Here is a 23,674-nt window from a genome sequence, read left to right as displayed (position 1 = left end):
TCCATTAATATGCATACTTTGCTGAACACCATACCCGAAGCGATTGAGGCCATCAAAGCCGGCAAAACCATCATTGTAGTAGATGATGAAGATCGCGAAAACGAGGGCGATTTTTTAACCGCTGCCCGCAACGCAACGCCCGAAACCATCAATTTTATGGTACGCCACGGCCGCGGGCTGGTTTGCGCGCCCATCACCACACACCGCGCCCTCGAGCTTGAGTTGGAGCCGATGGTTACACACAACACCACCTCGCACGAAACCGCCTTCACCGTTTCGGTAGATTTGCTGGGCGATGGTTGCACTACCGGCATATCTGCAACCGACCGCTCAAAAACAACCCTTGCATTAATAGACCCAGCTACCAAGCCCGAAGATCTGGGCCGCCCGGGGCACATATTCCCTTTGATTGCTAAAGACGGCGGCGTGCTACGCCGTTCGGGCCATACCGAGGCCGCAATAGACCTTTCTGTTTTGGCTGGTTTTGAGCCAGCAGGCGTTATCTGCGAAATAATGAAGGAAGATGGCGATATGGCACGCCTGCCCGAGTTACTGGAGATTGCCAAAGAATTTAACCTGGTTATCGTATCCATAAAAGATTTGATTGCTTACCGCCTGGATACCGAATCGTTGGTGCGTAAAGAGGTATCGGTAAAAATGCCTACGCAATGGGGCGATTTTGATATGATTGCTTACACCCAACTGGATACCGGCGAAAACCACCTTGCCCTGGTAAAAGGCGAATGGCAAATTGGCGAACCTGTATTAGTGCGTGTGCACAGCAGCTGCGTTACCGGTGACATCTTCGGTTCCTGCCGTTGCGATTGCGGTCCGCAGTTGCACAAAGCCATGGAAATCATCAGCAAAGAGGGTAAAGGAGCTATTATCTACATGAACCAGGAGGGCCGCGGCATTGGCCTGGTAAACAAGCTTAAAGCCTACCACCTGCAAGAAAACGGGCTGGATACCGTTGAAGCCAACATTAAGCTGGGCTTTGGTATGGATCAGCGCGATTATGGCATCGGCGCACAGATATTGCGCAGCCTGGGTATATCTAAAATGCGCCTGCTTACCAACAACCCTAAGAAACGCGCAGGGCTAATTGGCTATGGTTTAGAAGTTGTAGAGAACCTGCCGATTGAAATCCCTTCTAACCCGCATAACGAGGCCTACCTGCGCACCAAACGCGATAAGATGGACCATGCCATCATGCGCGAGCATTAATCATCTGCGCCGTTGTCTGCGTCTTTATCGTCGGGCGAGGTGTTGTTAACTGCCGGCGTGGCTGTTGCCGCAGGTACGGGTAGCGGCGCAACCGGTGCTTTGCTCCTGCGACTCTGTCTGAAAATATTGCGGAAGAACTCGCCGATAGTATCGAAATCGCGCTGGTAAACCAAGCCTATACCGTTTACGTATTGTACCCCCAATTGGTCGTTTATGGAGTTAAGCGTAGTACTGTTGAGCGCGCGGTACGAGTACCTTGCGCGCAGGTTGCCATCTTTACGTATGAGGTATTGTATCTCAAAATCTTTATTCAACGTGCGGAAATCTGAATTAAACAAGCTGGTGCTGCTGTTAAAGATATCGCTGGTGCCGGTATTAGAGTAAAAGCTACCGTTCAGCAGCAACCGTTCGTTCAAAAACCTGAAGCCTAAGCTGGCATCATTGAGTGATCGTATATTCAAATCGAAGTTTTTGATGTTTGATTGCGATATGAAGTTGTTAAGCTTATTAAACGCAAACTCACTTACCGCTTGGGTTGCTGTGCCCACTACCTGGTTGGTTAAGTTATTACCGGTGCCCGATGCAAAATTACGCCGCACAATAATGCTTAGCGCCTGTTGGCTTCGGTTATTATTATCGGCCAGGTAAGTACTCAGGTCATCTTTTATAGAGGGGTCTACCGGGAAGGTGAAGTTGAAATCAATAGTAGGCTGTATCAGCGATTTGCTTATCAGCAATTCGGCCTGCACCAATACCTGTTTTGCGCCATAAGGCGAGGTTAAGCCCGCCGCGTTATACAGGGGAGCTATATCGGTACGTACCTCATATAAGGCCTTCAAATTGATCTCGGCGTTGGAGGGGTTACCCGTCCACCTGATGGTACCGCCCTGGCTTACCACAAAGTTCTTGCTGATGAAATCCTTGGCTGTAAATTCGAATTTACCCGAAGTGATGAGGAAGTCGCCGAACATCTCAAAATCGCCCAGACTGTTGATCTTCAACTGCAGGTTTTTTGCTTGTCCGGTACCTTCCAGCACGCCGTAATCGGTACTGATGCGCACTATCGTGCTCTCATTAACCGTAAGATCGAAGTTGAGGGTAACGCCATTAAAGGCGTTTACTTTTGTAACTACTTTACGGGTGGTATCGTTATGATCTACAAATTTAATAAAGTCGTAATCGGCTGCGGTAGTTGACGTGTTCAGCGGGATGTTGAAAATAGTACCCGCCTCGGTACTGGCCGTTATATCTATCTTCATGTTATCCACCGGTCCTTTAAAACTGAAAGTACCCGAGCCATACGCAGTACCGTAATACAGGTGGTTATCTTTAAATGTGGTATTTAGGGCCAACAGGTTGCGCGCCTCCAGTGTGATATCAATAGTTGGGTTACTGATGTTATTGAGGTCCACATTGCCATTAGCTGTGCCAATTCCGCCTTTAAAATCTTTCAGCACCATGTTATCTACATTAATGACGCTATTGGCCACGCTGAGCTTATGGGTTACGGTGTAGGCTGTTTTGAGGTAATCAACCGTAACGCCGGTGTTGTTGAGGGTAATATCGCCATTTAACTCCGGACTGGATGGCGGGCCGGAGAGCTTGAGGTTTGCCGATACCGTTCCTTTGAGATCAGATATGAGCCCTTTTACAAATGGCTCGAAAATAACCGCCTCGGTATGATCCATTTTCACGTCGAAATCGAGGTTGTCGCCCGCATCGTGCCCAAGATTATAAATACCCGAAAGGTTAAGTGTTTCTAAACCACGGTGGGTAATGTTTACCTTAACATCCGCCTGTTCGCGCTGGTTGTCCAGCTTCGATTTTATCTTTACATCGCCCACCAGCGTTTTGTTCATAATGAGCGAATCGATGGTTAAGTTGGCATCCACGCCCGGCTTTTTAATAACCGATGACAGCACTACATCGCCATTCAATGCGCCCTGCAGCAACACGCCCGATGGCTTGGTAAGCTGGTTAAGGGTAGCCATGCTAAATTTCTGGAAGGTTACCTTTAGTTCATCCGCCGGGTTATCAGATATAAACCCGTTTATCTTTACCTTTTGTACGCCATTGGAAAGTTCGAAACCCGATATCTGTGTTTTGCCATCGAGTAGGCGGATGCGTACCTGATCTTGTATTTTCCAGTTCTGGCGCTCCAGCACCACATCTGATGGAAGCAATTTTAGTTTAGCAGTAGTATCGCGCCCAAATTCAACCAGGCCGTAAAGGTCCAACTGGTTGGTTGCGTCTTTATCAGATAGCTTAACGTTGAAGTTGAGGCTATCGTTCTTCAAAAAGTTGGCAATGTTTATGTTTTTGATGTAGAGGCTATCGGTAAGGTCTATCCTGTCCAGCGATACGTTGAGGCTCAACATATCGTCGTTTGTGCTTTCATCAATGATGAAATTGTGGAAAACGATTTTGCCCAGCTTTATCGTCTTTATCAAACCGCTCAATGTGGCTGTTTTGTCGTTTGAATTGAACTTACCCACAAATGTACCCTGATCGGGTATCTTCAGATCGGGCCTGAAAATGGCCAGCACCGGATCGAGGTTTTTCAAAGTGAGGTTAAAATCGAAATTCTGCGGCTTGGGCCGTGTAATATCTGTTTTTAACGATGGTATATACTTTTTGGCGATGGTTTTGAAATACGATGGCAGGGTAGCCAGGTTAAAGCTACCTTTAATGCTGCCATCTGCCACATCGGAGTGCAGGGAAATAGTGCGGGCATCGCCCTTGCCGCTTGTATTTACGGCAACAGTATCTACCACATAGCTCTGCCTTGGGTCGGTTATCCTGATGCAGGTAAGCAATATGTGGCCGTCTAAATTCTCGAGGTTGTTGCCCGAGAAATTGGTGTTTAGCTGACTGGTAACTGTAACCGTGTCTTTTATAAGCTTTAGTTCGCGCAGGCGGGCATTATCTACATTGCCTGTAAAATCAAAAATGGGTAGCGTAGGGTTAAGGTTAACGCTGCCGGCAATATCCAGCTTAACGTTCCTGTCTTTAATAGATAGCTTACCGGCGGCTATCTTTTTGATAAAGGTGCCGCTGGTAACCAAATTGCTATAATTATAGCCTTTATAACCAATGTATTTAATTTTGGCGCTGCCCTTTACGTTTAGGGTTTTCACGTCGTCGCCACCTCCGCTTACGTTGCCGGAGAGCGTAGTACGGCCAAGATCTTTTTCATCCAGTAGGCTGCCGAGGTTGAAATCAGTAGCTGTTATTTTGCCGCTGTAGCTCGGGTCGCCTCTTTTGTTTATTTTAAGGTTGATGTCCGGGTCGAACCGGCCCAGCGCGGTCTTGAACGTGCCGAAGGCTACGAAATCGTTTTGCAAACCGGTGAACCTTCCGGTAAAGTTTACGTTGCCGAATTTGCCTACAATAGCCGGTATTTTTGCCGTAGGCTTGCCGGTGAAGTGGCTGTACAGATAATCAAGGTCTTTCTTGTTGGTAGCCACCTGGTCGAACTTAAGCTGTAGGAACGTGTTCTCCCAATCGGGCAGGCCTGTGAGGTTAAAATCGCCTTTAACAAAGGTGGCCTGGCCGGCCGTTACGGTAAGATTTTTGGCTCGAAGGCTATTCACCATGCCCTTCACGCGCCCATCAACACCCAGTTCAAAGTTTATCTTACCCAACGAAGTGGTGAAATAAGTAATATCTTTTGATGACAGGTGCGAACTTTTGATATCGGCATCCATGGTAACCCGATTCTCGAAATCATCAAAATCATCGAATGATTTGAACTTCATCTTAAAAAAGTTGCTCACCCTGGAGTTAGGGGTTACAATAGACAGGTTTTGCAGTAATATCTGCGTAGTGTCTATAGTGGCGTTGGCGCTAAAGTTGTTCACCTTGAATCCGCTTTTATCCTGCAGGGTAAGCCCTACAACACCTGCTTTAAAGAGGTGGTTCTTCAAATCCATGTTGTGCACTACCACGCTGAAGTGCTTAACGTCCAGGTCGTCGAAGTTAACGCCGTTTATCACCTTGCTCCGCAAGTTGTTCTTATATCTGAAATGGAAGTTGTTGAGAGTAATCTTCCGGAAGTTTAACGACCATGGTTTGCTCACGGTTTTTTTGGTGGTGTCGCCGCCCGAGTTAAAATAATCTAATACGAATTTCAGGTTGGTGGTGCTGTCCTTTTGTTTTTTGAGGTTAAAGCTGCCATTATCCAGTTGAATGGATTTAAAATCGATCACCCGTTTTTTGATGCTGCTGAACAGCGAGAAGCCACTTAATTCTACGGATAACTTTGGCGTGCTAAGCAGGGTATCCTGTTGCTTATCCAATACATATAAACCCTCCAGCACTACCGATTTAAACGGCACCACGTACAGGCTTTGTATATCTACCTTGGTATTGAGCTCTTTGGACAGATAAGCGGTCGCTTTTTTTGCGGCCCAGGTTTGCACCGGCTTATATTGGAACAGTATTAACACTATGCTGACAAACAGCAATAGGATCAGCACGATGCTTAACGCTATTTTGAGTAGTTTTTTAATAACTTTGTGCTTTAGTTATTGAGTTACTGAATTATTGACTTACTGAGAAACTATATCGCTATACATAAGTACCGCCAAAAGGTTTGTTCAATTCAATAATTCAATAATTCTCTCATTCAATAATTCTTCAAAGTGCCTGTAATATTAGCAATCGAATCTTCTTGTGACGAAACCTCCGCATCCATTTGCGTAGATGGCCGGATACTGAGCAATGTTATTGCCAACCAAACCATACACGAAGCCTACGGAGGCGTTGTGCCCGAGCTTGCGTCCCGGGTTCATCAGCAAAACATTGTACCCGCTGTGCAACAAGCCCTATTAAACGCAAAAGTAAACAAAAATGATATTGATGCAGTAGCTTTTACGCGCGGGCCGGGCCTTTTAGGTTCTTTATTGGTCGGCGTATCTTTTGCCAAGGCTTTTGCACTGGCCAAAAACCTGCCGCTGATAGATATTAACCACATGCAGGCGCATATACTGGCGCATTTTATAGCCGATGAAAAGCCTAAATTCCCTTTCTTATGTCTCACCGTATCGGGTGGGCATACGCAGATTGTGCTGGTAAAAGATTACTTCGATATGGAGATCATAGGCCAAACGCTTGATGATGCAGCCGGTGAGGCCATGGATAAAACCAGCAAGATATTGGGTCTGCCTTATCCCGGCGGCCCGTTGATTGACAAGAACGCCCGCAGCGGCAACCCCGATGCTTATAAATTCCCCGAGCCGCAGATACCCGGATATGATTTCAGCTTTAGCGGACTTAAAACAGCCATCCTGTATTTCATTAGAGATAACGTGGCCAAAAACCCCAACTTTATACAGGAGAATATGGCAGATATCTGTGCATCGGTAGAGAAACGCATAGCCACCATCCTGCTCATTAAACTAAAACGCGCCGCACAGGGATACGGCATCAAAGATATTGCCTTAGCGGGCGGGGTTTCTGCCAATACCGGCCTGCGCGAGGGACTTAAAAACCTCTGTACAGAACAGGGCTGGAACTGCTTTATCCCCAAGTTTGAGTATTGTACCGATAACGCAGCTATGATAGCCATTGCTGGTTACTACAAATACCTGCAGGGCGAATTTATAGGGCAGGAAGTAGCACCGATGGCGAGGATGCCGTTTGCCCCCAGCCCCCTGAAGGGGGAGCAGGAGCTATAAGGGCTTAAGATTTATTTAATACTTTTACAAACACAATTTTATTTCCCCTTTAGGGGATTAGGGAGCCAACATGACCGCAGCATCTTATATTTTCTGGGCAATTTTCGTATTGCCGCTAATCGCATTTTTAGTATGGGTTTTACGCCAGGACAAGCGCAACGGTAAAATCGGCTTATACGTTTTGGCCGCCATAGTTATCGGCGTAATTATTTATATGTACTGGCGCCATATGTTCCAGCCAGGTATGAATGCCGGGGATGCGAGTAGCCAATAATGAGCTTTCCATCTAGAGACTAAACGATTGATTCCATAAAATAACGAGGAAACCGAACCTCAATCATAAAAATCACAAAGGTGGGTAACGTTTCAATGGTTTTTGCCTGGCACTTCTGAAACTGATAATTTCTATTTGTTTGGTTACCCGCTTAAGCCTATAAGTTATAACAGTAAGTTTGTTGATAGGACCCCGGCGTACATTCTCTTTTGTTGCTGTCCTTTGAAGTATTTCTGGGAATTGAGCCAGGATTTCAAAAAATCTGTCTGTTTCGCTAATGAATTCTCTCAGCTCTTTTTCTGTCCAATTTTCTATCAGATAGCTAACGACCTTATCAAACCCGTTAATAGCCTGTTTGGTCCAAACTATTTTGTACGCCATTTATCGTACTTTCGCATAACCTCTTCATGCGGAACAGTTTCTCCTCTGTCTGCCTGTGCCAAACCCTCTTCTATTTCCGCTTTTTCTTCGTCGGTTATTTGGTCCCACCAATCTTCCTGTTGTTTGCTTTTGAGCTCAAGGAAGCTCTCAATTACAGCAGGTTCATCAACTTCGGCAAGCCATTTTATTAAGTTTAATTTCTCCGCCTGGATGTCCATATTCAAATATACAAATATTCGCTTTTATTTCAGCACATCCCAATTCTCTATCTTTCTGTAGGGTTTGCTAAAAAAGTCGCCTATTACCTGGTTGAACGTATCGCGGTAGTAAATTGGGGTAGAGTGGCCAGAGTTGGGTAATATCCATAAATAGGATTTCGGAATATTTTTGGCTATCAGCATCGTGTGCTCTGCCTGGATAACATCATGATCGCCGCCTATTACCAGAGTTGGGCAGGCTATTTTGTGCAGGTCGCCTGTTTTGATATGCGGTTCGTAACTAAGCAGATGCAATAAAAGCAATTGGTCTTTTATTTTCCGGGTTGGGTTCTTCATCCGTTTTACCGAGTCGGCCCCAAACACGTTCTGCTTCAGTATGTAATCTTGTATGTAGGGGTACACGGCTGTGCTATCCGGCCACAGGTTTGCACCGGTTACGGCCAGCATTTTTACTTTATCTGGGTTACGCATAGCCAACAGCAGGCCTTCTATGCCTCCATCGCTCCAGCCAATTACATTGGCATTTTTAATATTTAGTTTATCCAGCAAGGCGTTAAGGTCGTCGCTCAACATTTCGTAGCTTAGGGTGTCTTTGTCGTTATTAGATTTCCCTTGGGCGCGGCTATCGGCCAATATAACCTGATATTTTTTGGCGAAGTAAGGTATCTGGTACCTGAAATCTTTAATAGAGCCGCCATTACCATGGATGATGAGCAAAGGCTCTCCCTTGCCATATACCTCGTAATACATCTTCATACCGCGTATCTCGGCATATTTACCTACCGCAGCATTTTTGCCGTAAGTAACCGTATCTAGTTTAATGGTTTCTTTTTGCTGCGCAGATGCAGAGATGGCGCATAGCACCAACAGAACAACGGAGAGGAGTTTAAGAGCTTTCATGTGCGTGATTGTGTTGGTATAAAGTTATAAATTTATGCTGATTACACATTATTTTTTGATGGTTCATTTATGATATCGTCATCTTTCTGCGGAGGAAAGACATGGCTATTTTTACAGGCAATTGCAAAAATGGAATTTACTTTGTAAAAAAAGCCTTGATTTTTAAGCTTTTACAGATAAACATGCACTAAAAATTGCCATAATGCTAAATTAACAAAACGGCATTGCCAAAATAAAATATTAAACGTACTTTTGCGCTCGATTTGGCGATGTAGCCAAATACGTTATTTTAATTCATGAACCCATTTATTAATCTGGGAATCCGTCATGATATTGTTAATGCCATCTCTGAGTTAGGATTTGAAAATCCAACACCAATCCAGGAACAGTCAATTCCGGTATTGTTAACAGGCAGCAACGATTTTGTCGGATTAGCCCAAACAGGGACCGGTAAAACAGCTGCTTTTGGACTGCCGCTATTAGAACTGCTCGATTTCGAAGTAAATCATCCGCAGGCGCTTGTTTTATGCCCAACACGTGAACTTTGTTTACAGATCACGAACGACATTAAGAACTACGCCAAAAAAATGAACAACGTTAATGTTGTTGCCGTTTATGGCGGTGCAAGTATTCAAGATCAACTACGCGTTATCAAACGCGGTGTACAGATCGTGGTGGCCACGCCTGGCCGTATGCTCGACATTATTAACCGTAAAGCGATAGATTTTTCGCAGGTTAGGTTTGTAGTATTGGATGAGGCTGATGAGATGCTCAACATGGGCTTCCAGGAAGACATTGACAGTATTTTATCAACCACCCCCGACGAGAAAAAAACCTGGCTGTTCTCGGCCACAATGCCTGCTGAGGTTAGAAGGATTGCTAAGAAATACATGACCGACCCTTTCGAGCTTACTATGGGCGAGAAAAACACCGGTAATGTTAATATCGACCACGAGTACTACGTAGTACGTGCCCGTGATAAATATGCAGCATTCAAACGCATCGTAGACAATAACCCCGAAATCTTCGGTATCGTATTTTGCCGTACCAAGATAGAAACACAGGAAATTGCCGAATCGCTTATCAAAGATGGCTACAACGCCGATGCTTTGCATGGTGACTTATCACAGCAACAACGCGATAAGGTGATGAAACGCTACCGCGAACGCAGCCTGCAGTTGTTAATTGCTACTGATGTTGCAGCCCGTGGTATTGATGTTAACGATGTTACGCACGTTATTAACTACAGCTTGCCAGATGAGATAGAGAATTACACCCACCGTAGCGGCCGTACAGCCCGTGCAGGTAAAACAGGTGTATCTATTGCTATCATCAACAGTAAAGAACTTGGCAAAATACGCCAGATAGAACGCACCATCGGTAAAAAGTTTGTTAAAGGCGAAATACCTACAGGCTTTGATGTTTGCGAAAAACAACTTTTTGCATTGGTACATAAAGTACACAATGTTGAAGTTAACGAAAGCCAGATAGAGCAATACATCCCACGTATTATGGATGAGTTTGCCGAGCTGACTAAAGAAGAAGTGATCAAACGTTTTGCGTCTTTAGAGTTTAACCGCTTTTTAGATTATTATAAAAACGCACCAGACCTTAACGCTCCTGCGGATGATTTCCGCACCAGGGATGGCGAAAGAGGCGAACGTGCACCACGCGATAACGGTGGCAAAAGTGAATACACACGCTTGTTTATCAACCTAGGTAGTGTTGACGAGTTTAACCGCGGCGATTTGCTGGGTTACATTTGCAACAACGCCAAAATAAGCGGCCGCACCGTTGGCAAGATAGATGTTAAAGGTGTTTTCTCTTTCTTTGAAGTGAATAACGCTGATGTTGAGATGGTAACTAACAACTTTAAAGGCGTTGAATTTAAAGGCCGCGAAGTGAGGATAGAAGTATCCGGTGAAGGTACCAGCACTACCCGTACAGGTGGTGGCGACAGGCGCGAAGGTGGTTACCAAAGGCGCGAAGGCGGCGGCGGTTACAACCGCGAAAGAAGTTTTGGTGGTGGTGAAAGACGTGAAGGCGGATTTAACAGGGACAAGAACAAAGGTGCCGCTGGCGGTGGTTTCCGTGATTTCTCTGGCAAACCCCGCGAAGAACGCCCGGAACGCCGCAGAAGATTCTAATTTAGTTTTTAGTTTTCATAAGAGCTTTTGGGGGGTAGTTTACCCGAAAGCATAGTTTTAGTTTAGTTTTGTTTACAAAGCCTCTCGTTTGCACCAGCATCCGGGAGGTTTTTGTTTAGACCGTTATAGCAACAATATATCTACAAGATATTGCACTTGTGAAACATAGTAGGTAAATTTATCGTTGATAGGTATGAAGTAATTAAAATAAATCACCAAGAACATGGAAACAAATAAAAAGCATACGCCAAAGGGCGGCTCTGCATTTTTAACTAAGGTGATGCAGGACAAGAAGGATATAAAGGCTGCCTTGAAAAACAATAAGCCGTTGAGCGATCTGGCTAAAGAAAAGGGTATTAATTTTGCAAAACCTTTATAATGTAGTTCCGTCCGAAGACGGCCTAACCTACACCTTTACTACACGATATAACATTATATATCAATTAGCGTTGATCAGCTATCAATTAGGTGAGATCAACGCTTTTTCTTTGTCGCTATACCCGGATACAGAACCAACCCACGTAGATTATTGGATCAAGAACACCGTAATTAAACTTATCGGAGATATACTTGAAAAGGAGTCGAACGTGATATTTTATATTTGCGATTCGGAAGACAACCGTCACGAAAAACGCCATATAATATTTGAATATTGGTATCAAAGATCAGCTGACGATTTTTACTACATAAGCAAATTCAATTATATTGCTATCTCGGAACACGGATATCCAATTAACGCTTCTGTATTGTATAACAATCTAAACCCATTAGGGGACCTAATTATAGAAAGTTTTAAGTCGGCACTGGAAGATTTTTGATTTAATCATTTCCTCACCCTCTTGTGTTGCAAATTAGCTCTGTTTTAACGGCTAAATTCTACTGCAACCGAATCAGGGAACATCAGGCTAAGCTGCTTCTCGTCCAGCTTTTGTATCAGGAATTTAGTATAAGGCAGGTTACCCTCAAACGAGGTAAAGATGGTATCGCCTTTGGTAAAATAATCTTCCGGTTCGTTATCCAGCGTAAACTGTTTATCGGTTATCTTCAGGTTGGTTAGTCCATCTTTCGATTTCCAGGTACCCTGCAGTTTCTTATCGGGTTGGTCTTTTTTTTGGTTACATGCAGCGGTAGTTAATACCAACGCACAAACAGTAGTTGCGAATATAAAAGCGTAGCGTTTCATGATGCAGATAATATAGCAAAAAAGCGCCTGTTTTGCAACAAGCGCTCCTGATTATATTTCCAGTATTATGGTTTGGCCACCAGGGCTGACTCTTTCACGTAAATGTGGCGGCCCTTTTTGTTTACATAATAATAGTAGGAGTTTTTATCTATGTAGATGGTTTGGCCTTGCGGTCCAACCTTGCTGTCGTATTTTTTATCTACAACAGCAGCTGCACCGCTAGAGGCAATTTGGGCGGTTTTATTGCCCACTTTACTGGCTGTTTTTTTGGTGGCTTTCCAACCTTTTTTAGCGGTTGTGCCCGCTTTTTGCACAAGGGTAGTGTCTTTATGGGTTTGCGCAAAGCTTTGCGAGGCTGCAAATAAAGCAACTACAACCAATGCTGTACTGAATAACTTTTTCATGGTAAAACGTAAATTAAGTTTAACTATGCAGCTTAACTCAATTTCTCTGCCAGTTTGCGCATTTCGGCAGCGGGCGATGCTTTTTTGTATAAAATAGCGTAAACGGCCTCGCAAATAGGCATATCTACCTTGTACTGCAGGTTTACCTGGTGTAGGCAATTTACTGCATAATATCCCTCAGCAATCATATTCATCTCTAACTGGGCCGAGGTTACGGTATAACCCTTCCCTATCATATTGCCAAAGGTGCGGTTACGACTAAACTGCGAATAGGCTGTAACCAGTAAATCGCCCAGGTAGGCCGACTCCTTAATATCACGGTCTATGGGGTGTACCTGGCCTACAAAGCGTTCCAGCTCGCGTATGGCATTAGATATCAGTACCGCCTGGAAGTTATCGCCGTAGCCCACGCCATGGCATATACCGCTGGCTATGGCATACACATTCTTGAGCACGGCGCCGTACTCCGTTCCGTAAATATCATCAGATACGATGGTCTTGATGTAGCGGGTGTTTAGCATGGCAGCAAACTCGGTAGCCAGCGCCACATCCTGCGAAGCAATGGTGAGGTATGATAACTTCTCCAGCGCCACCTCTTCGGCATGGCAGGGTCCGCTTATCACCATAAAATTATCGAAACTAACGCCATACTTTTCGTTCAGAAACTCGCCGATGATCTGATTTTCATCGGGCACGATGCCTTTGATGGCCGATACTATTTTTTTGCCGGCCAGGTCTTCGGGTGTTATGCCATCCAGCGCCTCTTTCAAAAAAGCGGCAGGTACGTTAAGCAAGATACAATCGGCAGCTTGTATAAGCGGCTTAAGGTCCGCAGAGATATTTGCGGCCGGTACTTTTATTTCAACCGAACTTAAATAATTGGGGTTATGCCTGAATTTAGCAATATGCTCTACTGCCTGCCCGTTCCGCATCCACCAGAAAATTTCTTTTTCAATGGGGTTATCGGTAAGCATCTTAATATTGGCTGTTGCCCAGCTGCCGCCGCCAACAACGGTAATTTTATGTATTTGCTTAAGCATTCAGCGTATAATGTACTGCAGGGCTAATTGGTTTCCCCTTGCGCTACAAAGAAATGAAAAATAAAGGAGAGTCTAAAGTCTGAAGTCTTTGGTAAAAAGTCCAAAGGTTTATAAAGCAGAAACGCCGCTTCTGGATGATATCCTGAATGCGGCGTTTGGCTTATATTTCGACTTAAAACTTCGGACTTAAAACTAATTCTTCTTATCGCCGGTAAATAGTTTGGCTTTATCAACCTTTTCTACCTGCATGCCATCGTTAAGTTCTTTAGAGATAGCTGCAAACGGTGCCGATACTACTTCTTCGCCGCCTTTCAGGCCACTTAATATCTGTATGTAAGCATCGTCCTGTATGCCGGTGGTTACCTGCACCTGTTTTACTTTATTGGCTTTAGCATCAAATACATATACATATTCTTTAGCTATTGGAGTGCTGGCGGTTTTCTTTTTATCTTCTGTGCCATTAGTACCGGTGGCGCTTGCTTTCTTATCCTCGCGGGTAGTAACCGATTGTATAGGTACCGATAGGGCTTTTACATGGTTGGTTTGGATATCTACCGTTGCGGTCAAGCCCGGGCGGAATGGCGAGTGGTTTGCTGCGTTCTTCTTCAGTAAGTCCACATACGATTGTGCCGTAATTCTCACCTTTACGGTAAAGTTGGTCACCTGATCTGCATTGGTACCTACCACATTGGCCGAACTACCTATCTCGATAACTTCACCTTCGAATTTTTTGCCCAAAAAGGCATCGATTTCTATTTGTGCCGGGTTGCCAATGCCTATGCGGTTGATATCGTTCTCGTTCACATCAACGTTTACGTCCATTTTGGTCAGGTCAGATATGGTCATGATCTCAGTACCGGCAAACTGCTGGGTACCCAAAACACGCTCACCAATTTCGATGGATAGTTTTGATACTACGCCATCAACCGGCGCGTAGATGGTTGTTTTGGCAAGGTTATCCTGTGCTTCTTTAACCGAAGCTGATGACTGGGCAAGACCATATTGCGAGCCGATAACGTTTTGTTTAGCCGCTTCAAGCGATGCTTTCGCGCCTTCGTAGTTGGCTTTTGCCTGCTCGAATTCTGCTGTGGTAAGCACTTTATTTTTGTAAAGCTCCTGGCTGCGTTTGTATATCGAAAGCTGGTTGGCAAAGGTGGCTTCAGACTGTTTCAGCATTTGCGCAGAATTACCAACGCTTGCTTTTTGTGAGTTGTAAGATGCCACGGCGCGTTCGTAGCCCGATTTTAAGATGTCGGGGCGAATCTTGCAAAGCAGCTGACCTTTCTTAACCACGTCTCCTTCTTTAATAGGCAGTTCAACCACCTCGCCGCTCACCTCGGGGCTTATTTTTACCTCGATGTGGGGTTTTATCTTGCCGCTGGCAGATACGGTTTCGTTTATATCGCGCGTATCGGCTTTCTCAACGGCAACCTGCGTTAGCTTCGGCTTGCCTATAACGCCGGCAACTTTAAGTATTATCAGCAAAGCAATCAGCGAGCCTAAACCGATGAGGATATATTTAGTAGTCTTTCCCATGATGTTTTATATTCAGGATTTTTTTTGTGTGTTAACGTTTATAATGTGATAGGGTTGCCCAGGTAATAATCGATTACTTTGCTGCGGAACACCAGTTCGTAGCGTGCCTGTATCAAATCGAACTGCGATTTGTTGAGGTTGGTTAGCGAGGTGTTATAATCCAGCGCGTTTACCAGCCCCACGTTGTAGCGCTGCTGTGTAATGTTGAAGGCCTCCTTGTTGGCCTGGTAAGTTTGCGTACTGTTTGCCAACTTTTTATCTGCGGCCCGCAAATCAAACACGGCCTGGATAATGATCTTGCTCAGGTTGTTTTTGGCCGACTGGGTGTTCACTCCGGCGCTTTGGTAATTAATTTGCGCTTTACGTACCGATGTGCGGGTTGCAAACCGACTAAAAATAGGTATTTGCAATGATAGCCCTACCGATTGGTTAAAGTTATCTTTAAACTGATCGAAAAACGGGTAGCTGGCACTAGGGTTATCAAACCTGACGCTGGCATCGGAGTAACGGGAGTTTCCCGAGCCGAATAAAACCAGGCTTGGATAATATGCGCCCATGGCTACTTTTATCCCCTGTTGCGCTGCGGCTTGCCTCGTTTCGGCCAGTTTTACATCAGGGTTTATTTCTAAGGCGGTCTTTAATACTGCTGCCTCATCATACATCGTGCGGATATCGGTCAGCTTGCTGATGTCGGGCTTTTCTACCGTAATAGGATCCAGTGGGTTCATCTCCATATATTGCTTCAATATCAGTATAGATAGGTCCAATTGGTTCTGGGCAGTTGTAAGATTAAGTTCGGCAGTAGATTGCTGCGCTTTGGCTTGCGAAAGATCGGCCAGGGTTTGATTACCCACATCGAAGTTTTTCTGTGCGCGGTCTAAAGCAATCTTGGCAATATCTATCTGTTGCTGTGCGGCAGTTACCAAATCCTGATTGGTTAATATAGCCAGGTATTGCGTAACTACACTTAGGATAAGGTCGTTTTTTACTTTGGCGGTATTACTTTTATCCACATCTACCAAAATACGATTCTGTATGATCTGATTGCGCAGCTGCCCGCCCTGGAAAAGCGTTACTTGTGCGTTTATCCCTGCATTAACGGTAAAGGTACGCTGGTTGATGAACTGGTTGGTGGTTGGGTCGATATTACGGCCAAAGTTGTAACCAGCCTGTGGGTTTGCGCTTACGTCGGGTAGTTTGTTGTAACGGCTTTGGTTATAATCCTCGGTACTCAGTGCTTCGCTAAGCAGTGCCTGCTTTATGGTCAGGTTGCGCTCCAGCGCGCGGTCTACCGCTTTTTGCAGGGTAATTAATTCCTGCGCTTTAGCGGATATATGGGTTACCGAAAGTAATATGAAGCAAGCAATAGTTACTTTTGTTAATGGTAATTTTAGTTTCATAATAAGTATTGTACAATCGTAATAAGCTAAAAGCTATGCAAGCCTCAATTTCTTTGTTTGAAAAATATGGAACAACTAACCTCTTTGTAGCATGTACCTGATAAAAACTCCCCGCCTGCTCAAATGGCTGTATCCCGGTTTAATATGGGACGCTGCGCCTGGTACCCGCTGTATTTATTTGACTTTTGACGACGGCCCTATACCCATTGTTACACCGTTCGTATTAAATATTTTAAAGCAGTACCAGGCTAAGGCAACTTTCTTCTGCATCGGCGATAATATCAGCAAACACCCCGACGTATTTGCGCAGGTAAAAGAGCATGGCCATGCCGTAGGCAGCCATACCTACAACCACCTTAAAGGATGGGCCACGGGCAACCAGCAATACCTGCAAAATTTTTTAAAAGCTGACGAACTGACGGGCACCAACCTTTTCCGCCCGCCCTACGGGCGCATAAAACGGCAGCAAATAAAGCTTTTGAAACATGCCCGGCCGGATTTAAAGATTGTGATGTGGGATGTGCTGAGCGGCGATTTCGATACCAAGCTGTCGCCTGTCAATTGTCTGAAGAATGTATTGAAACATACCGAGGCGGGTTCGATAGTGGTTTTTCATGATAGCCAGAAAGCATTCGAACGGCTGGAATACGTGCTGCCGCGCGCGTTGGAGCATTGGAGCAGGGAGGGGTATAGTTTCGAAAGTTTGCAGTTTACTTATTTGCCCCCCAAGGAGGATTTGCACGCGGAAAGCGGCACCTTAATATAATCATTTACGATGAAAACGGTGGTGACACGATATTGACACCACTCTAAAATTTTTAAGCATTTGATTGTCAATAATTTGAAAGTGTTCACGATGTTCACGCGGCGCGCGTGAACACTATATTGGGTTATTTTGGTTTGCTGGTTGCCAGGTTAATTGCTACATTTCGGCATGGTTCGTCAATTATTAATTATTGCACTTTTTACTGTATGTGCGCAAAGCCTGCGTGCACAGAATGCCGATACGGCCCGCGTAGTTATCAGCCAAGTATCCATGCCGCAATTGGGCCGGGGGCGCACCATACGTGTTTTTTTGCCTGCGGGATATGTTTCCTCTAAAAAGAAATACCCCGTAATTTACATGCACGATGGGCAGAACCTGTTTACCGGCAACACCAGTTTTGCTGGCAGCTGGCTGGTAGATTCTACCCTGAAGACCTTCCCGGCAGATAAGCAGGCGATAGTAGTAGGGATAGATAACAGCGGCCAATACCGCATGGCCGAATATAATGCCTATACAAGCAAATACGCCCCTAAACCCGATGGCGATGCCTACCTCGCCTTTATTGTAAACACGCTTAAGCCGCATATCGATAGCTTGTACCACACCAAAAAAGACGCGAAGCATACGGCCATAGCAGGCAGCTCGATGGGTGGGCTGATATCCATGTATGCTGCGGTTAAATACCCGGAAGTGTTTGGGGTGGCGGGGGTGTTCTCTCCATCCTTTTGGATAGCGCCGCAAATGTATCCGTTGACTACTGATGCGAAACTAAACCGCAAACAGCGCTACTTTTTAGCCTGCGGCGACCAGGAAGGCGACGAAACCGTTTATGTGAACAAGATGGACTCAATTTTGATCGCCAAAGGCTTCAACCGTAAAAAAGTGCCAGCACCGTTAATTTTGAAAGGTGCCAAACACAACGAAGCACAGTGGAAGCTTGCCTTTAAAGTATTTTACAGATGGTTTACTGATTAGGATTTGCCCCCCGCAACAAATTGCACAAACGCTTGTTAACCAATTACCAGTCCCCGGTAAACTTTAAGGATTATGAGAAAATGGATAGCCGCCGCAATTATTGCATCAGGCATTTTTTGCTTTATCAATTGTAAAAAGAATACAAATGCTGTGCCGCCTGTAACGCTGGGCGACGCTACGCTCACCGACGTGGTGATCACCCAAAACCTCTCTTTCCCATGGGAGATACTTTGGGGCCCCGATGATAAGCTATGGATAACCGAGCGCGGCGGCAGGATAAGCCGCATTAACCCCACCGATGGCGTAATAATACCGCTACTCAGCATAAGCGACGTAGTATCGCGCGGAGAGGGCGGATTATTGGGCATGGTGCTGCATCCCGATTTTGCCACGACTCCGGAAGTATTCGTAGCTTATAATTACGATAAGGCAGGCGTTTACACCAAAAAGATAGTCAAGTATACCTACAATGGCACTACGCTCATCAATCCCATTGTGTTGATGGATAATATCCCCGCATCCAACATCCACAATGGTACGCGGCTGGCTATATCGCCCGATAAAAAACTATTCATCACCAGTGGCGACGCTTCGGTATCGTCCCGGGCACAGGATATGACCAGCCTGGCTGGCAAGATACAGCGCATTAACTTAGATGGTAGTATCCCTGCTGATAATCCCACTGCAGGCAGCGCGCTATGGACATTCGGCCACCGTAACCCGCAAGGGCTGGTTTTTGTGGGTGACAGGCTTTACAGCTCTGAACATGGCCAAAATACCGATGACGAGATCAACATCATCCAAAAAGGCCGGAACTTTGGCTGGCCGAATGTGGAGGGCTTTTGCGATACGGGTTCCGAACCTTCTTTTTGCACCATAAATAATGTGGCAGAGCCTATCAAGGCCTGGTCGCCCACCATCGCACCATCCGGCATCGATTATTATAAAAACGACGCTATTCCGCAGTGGAAGAATTCGTTGCTGTTGGCCGTATTGAAAGATTCGGAACTTTTACAGATTAAACTGAACGCCGCAGGCGATAAGGTAGAAGCTGTTAACACCTTTTACAAGGGCACCTATGGGCGCTTGCGCGATGTTGCCGTATCTCCGCAGGGCGATGTTTATATGATTACCAGCAACGGGGGCAATGCCGATAAAATTATCAAGGTGAGTAAAGCCCCCTAGCCCCCTGAAGGGGGAACTTTTGATTGTGAATGTTAGTCAAAACATTGTAGATTTATGTCTGTAAAAGAAGTAAATGACGACTATAACTATTGATGTACTTAACGATAAAGCCTTCGGTATTTTAAGAGATTTAGAAGTGTTGAATTTAATCCGCATACATTACAATCAGGAATATCTGGACTTCATAAAAGGTATTGATTTAAAGGAGCATGAAACCCCGTCATCCATTGAAGCGCTAAAAAAGCGCATTAAAGAACTCGCTGATTGACGAGCGCTTTTAATTTATAACTCAAGACAGCTCTCCTCATAAAATATCGGCTAATCAACAATTTTGCTCCCCCCTTCAGGGGCTGGGGGGCCACACCTTATTTATACAGCGTCTAAATAGCATTTGTACAAAGGGCTGACTGTGAATAAAGTTTATAATTTGTAAATTCGCCGCTACCTGCCCGAAATGGGCTGGCAAACCCTTTTTCCCACTAAAAAAATCAAACATTATGGCTTTTGATTTAGATATGATCAAAAAAGTTTACGATCGCTACAGCACCCGCATTGCGGCTGCACGCGTTGCGACCGGCAAACACCTTACGCTTACAGAAAAAATATTATACGCTCACCTTTCAGAAGGCGATGCTAAAAAAGCCTTTGAACGCGGTACCGACTACGTTGACTTTGCACCAGACCGCGTAGCCATGCAGGATGCTACCGCGCAGATGGCCCTTTTGCAGTTTATGCAGGCAGGCCGCCCGCAGGTTGCAGTGCCATCAACCGTGCATTGCGATCACTTGATACAAGCCAAAATCGGCGCTGTAGAAGATTTAAGCACAGCTGTTGATATCAATAAAGAAGTTTACGATTTCCTTTCATCCGTATCAGATAAATACGGTATCGGTTTCTGGAAAGCCGGTGCAGGTATCATACACCAGGTAGTGTTAGAAAACTACGCGTTCCCGGGTGGTATGATGATCGGTACCGACTCCCACACCCCTAACGCAGGTGGTTTGGGTATGGTTGCCATAGGTGTTGGCGGTGCCGATGCCTGCGATGTAATGGCAGGTTTGCCTTGGGAGCTTAAATTCCCTAAGCTTATCGGCGTTAAATTAACCGGTAAATTATCGGGCTGGGCTTCGGCTAAAGACGTTATCTTGAAAGTTGCAGGTATCCTTACCGTAAAAGGTGGTACCGGCGCTATCGTAGAATATTTTGGCGAAGGCGCTCGTTCGCTTTCGGCAACAGGTAAAGGCACCATCTGTAATATGGGTGCAGAGATTGGTGCTACCACCTCTATCTTTGGATACGACGAAAAAATCGCTACTTATTTAAGCGGTACATCACGTGCGGAAGTTGCCGAACTGGCCAACGCCGTTGCAGAACACCTAACCGGTGATGATGAAGTTTACGCAAACCCGGCTGCTTACTTCGACCAGGTTATCGAAATCAACCTATCAGAGCTTGAGCCACATATCAACGGCCCTTTCACACCGGATCTGGCATGGCCTATTTCTAAATTTGCTACCGCTGTTCGCGAGAACAACTGGCCGGTTACTTTAGAAGTTGGTTTGATAGGTTCTTGTACCAATTCATCATACGAGGATATTACCCGTTCGGCATCAATTGCCAAACAGGCTATCGATAAAAACCTGCAAACTAAAGCAGAATTCACCATCACCCCAGGTAGTGAACTGGTGCGTTACACCGTAGAGCGCGATGGTTACTTAGGCACCTTCGAGAGCATGGGTGGCGTGGTTTTGGCCAATGCCTGCGGTCCGTGTATCGGCCAGTGGGCCCGTCATACCGACGACCCAACCCGCAAAAACTCTATCATTACCTCGTTCAACCGTAACTTTGCAAAACGCCAGGACGGTAACCCCAATACGCACGCTTTCGTAGCTTCTCCGGAAATTGTAACCGCTATGGTTATTGCCGGCGATTTAACCTTTAACCCGCTTACCGATACTTTAACTAACAAGGATGGTGAGCAAGTGATGCTGGATGAGCCACTGGGTATAGAAATGCCGGTACGTGGCTACGCTGTTGAGGATGCCGGTTACCAGGCCCCTGCCGAAGATGGCAGCGCGGTTGAAGTAAAGGTTAGCCCAACTTCTGCACGTTTGCAATTGCTCGATCCGTTTGCTGCATGGGAAGGTACAGACCTTACCGGCTTAAAGCTGTTGATCAAAGCAAAAGGTAAATGTACTACCGACCATATTTCGATGGCCGGCCCATGGTTGAAATTCCGTGGTCACCTGGATAACATATCTAACAATATGCTGATCGGCGCCATTAACTACTTTAACCTGAACGCCGATAGCGTTAAGAACCAGCTAACCGGCGAATACGGTCCGGTACCTGCTACCCAGCGCGATTACAAAGCGCATGGCATTGGCAGTATTGTAGTTGGCGACGAAAACTACGGGGAAGGCTCATCGCGCGAGCACGCTGCGATGGAACCACGCCACTTAGGCGTACGTGTGATATTGGTGAAATCGTTCGCCCGTATCCACGAAACCAACCTGAAGAAACAAGGTATGCTGGGCATTACCTTTGCCGATAGCAACGACTACGACAAAATACTGGAAGACGATATTTTCGATATCGTTGGCCTAACCACCTTTGCACCGGGCAAGCAACTAACCGTTGTATTGCACCATGCAGATGGTACCAGCGAAAGCTTCCAGGTGAACCACACCTACAATGCTCAACAAATTGAGTGGTTTAAAGCCGGCGGCGCGTTGAACATCATACGCGCGCAAATGGCGTCTTAATTTTAGTTTTACGATTTTAGATTGAGCCTTCCCGAATGGGGAGGCTTTTTTTATTTCTCACTGCACGATAAGTGTAACTTAAAGGAAAGTTAAACTGTATTTATTAACAGATGTTGAAATGTAAACTTTTCTTCACGATAATATTAACTCTAAATTCATTCCATAAATTACACTTTTAAATTTTAAGTCATGAAAAACAAGTTATTTATGCTCGCAACTTTAATGGTATTCGCCTTGCCGTTATCGTCATTCAAAAGCGACTCCAAAATTCTCACTTCTTCAAAAGCTCAATGTACCGATGTAGAGTTTGGTGACTTTGAAGAGAATGGAGTGGTTTACGCTGTTTATGGGAGTGGTGGTGTTGTTCACCATGTGTACGAAATGTTTAACGGCAACCTGGAGGTGACGTTTTCCGATGCTTCATACAACTCATCGGCTAACACATTAACCATTACACTGTACGTTTCGGCACCGCCAACAACGGTAACTAACAGGCACCTTGAATTTTATTGAATTGGTAAAATGGGCTGTGATCTCCAAATTAGTAATGGTTTCCCCCGCCATTGCTATAACAATTATAAACACCGAATTTACCTAAGCTGTCTTCTTGCTGTTTAGCTTTAGCTAATTTATGCCTACAACCAGGACGAAAGAGGGAACCATGGGCGAACTTCCCCGCCGCTTCCCCGCCGCTTCGCCTCCTGTGATAACCAAATTTATTCCCTACCTTTAATCAAATTTAAACGATTTGAAAAAGAGCGTACTGATTATTGAGAACGACCAGGATATCCGTTTTATAGTGGAGCTTATTTTGCAGGAACATGGTTACGATACGATGAGCATACCCGAACCTGATGAACTTTCTGCCATCATCGCGTTTAGTCCCGACCTGATTTTGCTGGACGAATTCATCAACAGCAAACCAGGTCATCGTTTATGCAGGAAGATTAAACAAATCCCCGATCTGGCTACTGTACCGGTTATCATCCTCTCTACCGCCAATGATATTGAACTGATTGCCAAAGAATGCGAAGCCAATGATTTTGTGCGTAAACCTTTTGAGGTGGAAGACATGGTTGGCAAGGTGCTCCGTTTTATCGACCATCAACCGCTTGAGTGCTAAGCAACCTATATACCAGCCATACGCTCTTCGGGTTAAATTAGTTAATACCTCTGCATAAGCACTTGTAAATCTCGTCTAACTTACATCCGTAACAAATCCTGAGCTTAGCAGTAAGGTACTATCAGTCGCTCTGCTCCATGCTTACCGGGGTCTACCAGGTGCAAAATCCTAATTTAACGGTCAGCAACCTCGTAAAGGTGAAAGCTTTGTAGAAACATCGTAAAAATAACACAACGCCGTTCGGTGTTAAACGCCATTTTGTTGAGTACCTACGGCACTGTCGGTTTCGGGTGTTGGTTTGCTACCAAGCTTTCACCCTTTTAGGGTGAAAAGATTGCTTAAATAATGACATTAGCCGCAAGTGGTCCTAATGGCACCCCCGATCACGCGTGTGTAAAGCGCGCTATCATATTGAGGCTTTAGCTACAATTAAATTACTTACAGACCGAGCCGCAGGCGAGAAACCCTTCCGGCA

The 23,674-nt window shown here is 45.3% G+C and carries 22 protein-coding genes; 13 read left to right on the top strand and 9 right to left on the bottom strand.

Annotated features, from left to right (window positions below):
* Positions 1 to 9 precede the first annotated feature (9 nt).
* The gene (locus E2R66_RS09970; RefSeq protein ID WP_133229286.1) at positions 10 to 1,224 is read left to right on the top strand and encodes a bifunctional 3,4-dihydroxy-2-butanone-4-phosphate synthase/GTP cyclohydrolase II; all 1,215 of its coding nucleotides are present in this window, start codon (positions 10 to 12) and stop codon (positions 1,222 to 1,224) included.
* On the opposite strand, the gene E2R66_RS09965 is transcribed toward E2R66_RS09970, so the two are convergent.
* Positions 1,221 to 5,702, bottom strand: coding sequence for a translocation/assembly module TamB domain-containing protein (locus E2R66_RS09965; RefSeq protein ID WP_133229288.1), 4,482 nt, complete (start codon positions 5,700 to 5,702; stop codon positions 1,221 to 1,223). The genes E2R66_RS09970 and E2R66_RS09965 overlap by 4 nt on opposite strands.
* 165 nt (positions 5,703 to 5,867) lie before the next feature.
* Between E2R66_RS09965 and tsaD the strand changes: the two genes are divergently transcribed.
* Positions 5,868 to 6,902, top strand: a complete 1,035-nt coding sequence (gene tsaD, locus E2R66_RS09960; RefSeq protein WP_133229290.1) for a tRNA (adenosine(37)-N6)-threonylcarbamoyltransferase complex transferase subunit TsaD — start codon at positions 5,868 to 5,870, stop codon at positions 6,900 to 6,902.
* A gap of 70 nt (positions 6,903 to 6,972) precedes the next feature.
* Positions 6,973 to 7,176, top strand: a complete 204-nt coding sequence (locus E2R66_RS09955; protein ID WP_133229292.1) for a hypothetical protein — start codon at positions 6,973 to 6,975, stop codon at positions 7,174 to 7,176.
* A 72-nt stretch (positions 7,177 to 7,248) separates the two neighbouring features.
* Here E2R66_RS09955 and E2R66_RS29270 read toward each other — a convergent pair whose 3' ends face one another.
* From E2R66_RS29270 to E2R66_RS09940, 3 genes are read right to left on the bottom strand one after another with little or no spacing between them, the layout of a single operon-like run.
* Entirely contained in the window at positions 7,249 to 7,557 is a 309-nt protein-coding gene (locus E2R66_RS29270) for a type II toxin-antitoxin system RelE/ParE family toxin (protein ID WP_133229294.1), read from the bottom strand.
* Positions 7,542 to 7,775, bottom strand: a complete 234-nt coding sequence (locus tag E2R66_RS09945) for a hypothetical protein (RefSeq protein WP_133229296.1) — start codon at positions 7,773 to 7,775, stop codon at positions 7,542 to 7,544. The genes E2R66_RS29270 and E2R66_RS09945 overlap by 16 nt, the downstream gene beginning before the upstream one ends.
* Positions 7,776 to 7,799: 24 nt before the next feature.
* Positions 7,800 to 8,675 (bottom strand): alpha/beta fold hydrolase, encoded by an 876-nt coding sequence (locus tag E2R66_RS09940; protein WP_133229297.1) that lies wholly within the window; start codon positions 8,673 to 8,675, stop codon positions 7,800 to 7,802.
* Positions 8,676 to 8,971: 296 nt separating this feature from the next.
* Here E2R66_RS09940 and E2R66_RS09935 point away from each other — a divergent pair, with 296 nt between their 5' ends.
* From E2R66_RS09935 to E2R66_RS29265, 3 genes are all read left to right on the top strand, one after another.
* The gene (locus E2R66_RS09935; RefSeq protein ID WP_133229298.1) at positions 8,972 to 10,822 is read left to right on the top strand and encodes a DEAD/DEAH box helicase; all 1,851 of its coding nucleotides are present in this window, start codon (positions 8,972 to 8,974) and stop codon (positions 10,820 to 10,822) included.
* Between the two features lie 223 nt (positions 10,823 to 11,045).
* Positions 11,046 to 11,201 (top strand): hypothetical protein, encoded by a 156-nt coding sequence (locus E2R66_RS28300; RefSeq protein WP_158288368.1) that lies wholly within the window; start codon positions 11,046 to 11,048, stop codon positions 11,199 to 11,201.
* On the top strand, positions 11,185 to 11,640 hold the full coding sequence (locus tag E2R66_RS29265) for a DUF6169 family protein (protein WP_394347181.1): 456 nt from the start codon (positions 11,185 to 11,187) through the stop codon (positions 11,638 to 11,640). The genes E2R66_RS28300 and E2R66_RS29265 overlap by 17 nt, the downstream gene beginning before the upstream one ends.
* Before the next feature lie 44 nt (positions 11,641 to 11,684).
* Here E2R66_RS29265 and E2R66_RS09930 read toward each other — a convergent pair whose 3' ends face one another.
* The 5 genes from E2R66_RS09930 to E2R66_RS09910 all read right to left on the bottom strand — a co-directional run bounded on the left by E2R66_RS09930 (position 11,685) and on the right by E2R66_RS09910 (position 16,385).
* Complete coding sequence (locus tag E2R66_RS09930; RefSeq protein WP_133229299.1) at positions 11,685 to 12,005, bottom strand: hypothetical protein; 321 nt, start codon at positions 12,003 to 12,005, stop codon at positions 11,685 to 11,687.
* 65 nt (positions 12,006 to 12,070) lie between these two features.
* Entirely contained in the window at positions 12,071 to 12,409 is a 339-nt protein-coding gene (locus tag E2R66_RS09925; protein WP_133229300.1) for a hypothetical protein, read from the bottom strand.
* A 32-nt stretch (positions 12,410 to 12,441) separates the two neighbouring features.
* Positions 12,442 to 13,449 carry an NAD(P)H-dependent glycerol-3-phosphate dehydrogenase gene (locus tag E2R66_RS09920; RefSeq protein ID WP_133229301.1) on the bottom strand — a complete coding sequence of 336 codons (1,008 nt, stop codon included), beginning with the start codon at positions 13,447 to 13,449 and terminating at the stop codon, positions 12,442 to 12,444.
* 192 nt (positions 13,450 to 13,641) lie between these two features.
* A complete protein-coding gene (locus tag E2R66_RS09915) occupies positions 13,642 to 14,985 on the bottom strand; it encodes an efflux RND transporter periplasmic adaptor subunit (protein WP_133229302.1) in 1,344 nt (447 codons plus the stop codon).
* A 38-nt stretch (positions 14,986 to 15,023) separates the two neighbouring features.
* Positions 15,024 to 16,385 (bottom strand): TolC family protein, encoded by a 1,362-nt coding sequence (locus E2R66_RS09910; RefSeq protein WP_133229303.1) that lies wholly within the window; start codon positions 16,383 to 16,385, stop codon positions 15,024 to 15,026.
* Between the two features lie 91 nt (positions 16,386 to 16,476).
* On the opposite strand from E2R66_RS09910, the gene E2R66_RS09905 reads away from it, so the two are divergent.
* The 7 genes from E2R66_RS09905 to E2R66_RS09875 all read left to right on the top strand — a co-directional run bounded on the left by E2R66_RS09905 (position 16,477) and on the right by E2R66_RS09875 (position 23,199).
* The gene (locus E2R66_RS09905) at positions 16,477 to 17,151 is read left to right on the top strand and encodes a polysaccharide deacetylase family protein (RefSeq protein ID WP_133229304.1); all 675 of its coding nucleotides are present in this window, start codon (positions 16,477 to 16,479) and stop codon (positions 17,149 to 17,151) included.
* Between the two features lie 168 nt (positions 17,152 to 17,319).
* Positions 17,320 to 18,126: an alpha/beta hydrolase gene (locus E2R66_RS09900; protein WP_133229305.1), complete on the top strand. Its 807-nt coding sequence runs from the start codon at positions 17,320 to 17,322 to the stop codon at positions 18,124 to 18,126.
* Between the two features lie 72 nt (positions 18,127 to 18,198).
* Positions 18,199 to 19,311 carry a PQQ-dependent sugar dehydrogenase gene (locus E2R66_RS09895; RefSeq protein WP_133229306.1) on the top strand — a complete coding sequence of 371 codons (1,113 nt, stop codon included), beginning with the start codon at positions 18,199 to 18,201 and terminating at the stop codon, positions 19,309 to 19,311.
* A gap of 73 nt (positions 19,312 to 19,384) precedes the next feature.
* A complete protein-coding gene (locus E2R66_RS09890) occupies positions 19,385 to 19,579 on the top strand; it encodes a hypothetical protein (RefSeq protein ID WP_133229307.1) in 195 nt (64 codons plus the stop codon).
* A gap of 229 nt (positions 19,580 to 19,808) precedes the next feature.
* A complete protein-coding gene (locus tag E2R66_RS09885) occupies positions 19,809 to 22,076 on the top strand; it encodes an aconitate hydratase (protein WP_133229308.1) in 2,268 nt (755 codons plus the stop codon).
* A 189-nt stretch (positions 22,077 to 22,265) separates the two neighbouring features.
* The gene (locus E2R66_RS09880) at positions 22,266 to 22,589 is read left to right on the top strand and encodes a hypothetical protein (RefSeq protein ID WP_133229309.1); all 324 of its coding nucleotides are present in this window, start codon (positions 22,266 to 22,268) and stop codon (positions 22,587 to 22,589) included.
* A 235-nt stretch (positions 22,590 to 22,824) separates the two neighbouring features.
* Positions 22,825 to 23,199 carry a response regulator gene (locus E2R66_RS09875; protein ID WP_133229310.1) on the top strand — a complete coding sequence of 125 codons (375 nt, stop codon included), beginning with the start codon at positions 22,825 to 22,827 and terminating at the stop codon, positions 23,197 to 23,199.
* The last annotated feature ends 475 nt before the right edge of the window (positions 23,200 to 23,674 follow it).

Origin of the sequence: Mucilaginibacter psychrotolerans (assembly GCF_004519315.1) — a bacterium.
Classification (GTDB): domain Bacteria; phylum Bacteroidota; class Bacteroidia; order Sphingobacteriales; family Sphingobacteriaceae; genus Mucilaginibacter; species Mucilaginibacter psychrotolerans.
This window is presented reverse-complemented; position numbering and strand designations above follow the sequence as displayed.

Excerpts from the sequence above, each read along its gene's own strand:
- E2R66_RS09930 (WP_133229299.1), bottom strand. The coding sequence starts at position 12,005 with ATGAAACGCTACGCTTTTATATTCGCAACTACTGTTTGTGCGTTGGTA.
- E2R66_RS09915 (WP_133229302.1), bottom strand. The coding sequence starts at position 14,985 with ATGGGAAAGACTACTAAATATATCCTCATCGGTTTAGGCTCGCTGATT.
- E2R66_RS09895 (WP_133229306.1), top strand. The coding sequence starts at position 18,199 with ATGAGAAAATGGATAGCCGCCGCAATTATTGCATCAGGCATTTTTTGC.
- E2R66_RS09900 (WP_133229305.1), top strand. The coding sequence starts at position 17,320 with ATGGTTCGTCAATTATTAATTATTGCACTTTTTACTGTATGTGCGCAA.
- E2R66_RS09970 (WP_133229286.1), top strand. The coding sequence starts at position 10 with ATGCATACTTTGCTGAACACCATACCCGAAGCGATTGAGGCCATCAAA.
- E2R66_RS09910 (WP_133229303.1), bottom strand. The coding sequence starts at position 16,385 with ATGAAACTAAAATTACCATTAACAAAAGTAACTATTGCTTGCTTCATA.
- E2R66_RS09940 (WP_133229297.1), bottom strand. The coding sequence starts at position 8,675 with ATGAAAGCTCTTAAACTCCTCTCCGTTGTTCTGTTGGTGCTATGCGCC.
- E2R66_RS28300 (WP_158288368.1), top strand. The coding sequence starts at position 11,046 with ATGGAAACAAATAAAAAGCATACGCCAAAGGGCGGCTCTGCATTTTTA.
- E2R66_RS09885 (WP_133229308.1), top strand. The coding sequence starts at position 19,809 with ATGGCTTTTGATTTAGATATGATCAAAAAAGTTTACGATCGCTACAGC.
- E2R66_RS09935 (WP_133229298.1), top strand. The coding sequence starts at position 8,972 with ATGAACCCATTTATTAATCTGGGAATCCGTCATGATATTGTTAATGCC.
- E2R66_RS09925 (WP_133229300.1), bottom strand. The coding sequence starts at position 12,409 with ATGAAAAAGTTATTCAGTACAGCATTGGTTGTAGTTGCTTTATTTGCA.
- E2R66_RS09905 (WP_133229304.1), top strand. The coding sequence starts at position 16,477 with ATGTACCTGATAAAAACTCCCCGCCTGCTCAAATGGCTGTATCCCGGT.
- E2R66_RS09880 (WP_133229309.1), top strand. The coding sequence starts at position 22,266 with ATGAAAAACAAGTTATTTATGCTCGCAACTTTAATGGTATTCGCCTTG.
- E2R66_RS09890 (WP_133229307.1), top strand. The coding sequence starts at position 19,385 with ATGACGACTATAACTATTGATGTACTTAACGATAAAGCCTTCGGTATT.
- E2R66_RS09945 (WP_133229296.1), bottom strand. The coding sequence starts at position 7,775 with ATGGACATCCAGGCGGAGAAATTAAACTTAATAAAATGGCTTGCCGAA.
- E2R66_RS09920 (WP_133229301.1), bottom strand. The coding sequence starts at position 13,449 with ATGCTTAAGCAAATACATAAAATTACCGTTGTTGGCGGCGGCAGCTGG.
- E2R66_RS29270 (WP_133229294.1), bottom strand. The coding sequence starts at position 7,557 with ATGGCGTACAAAATAGTTTGGACCAAACAGGCTATTAACGGGTTTGAT.
- E2R66_RS09955 (WP_133229292.1), top strand. The coding sequence starts at position 6,973 with ATGACCGCAGCATCTTATATTTTCTGGGCAATTTTCGTATTGCCGCTA.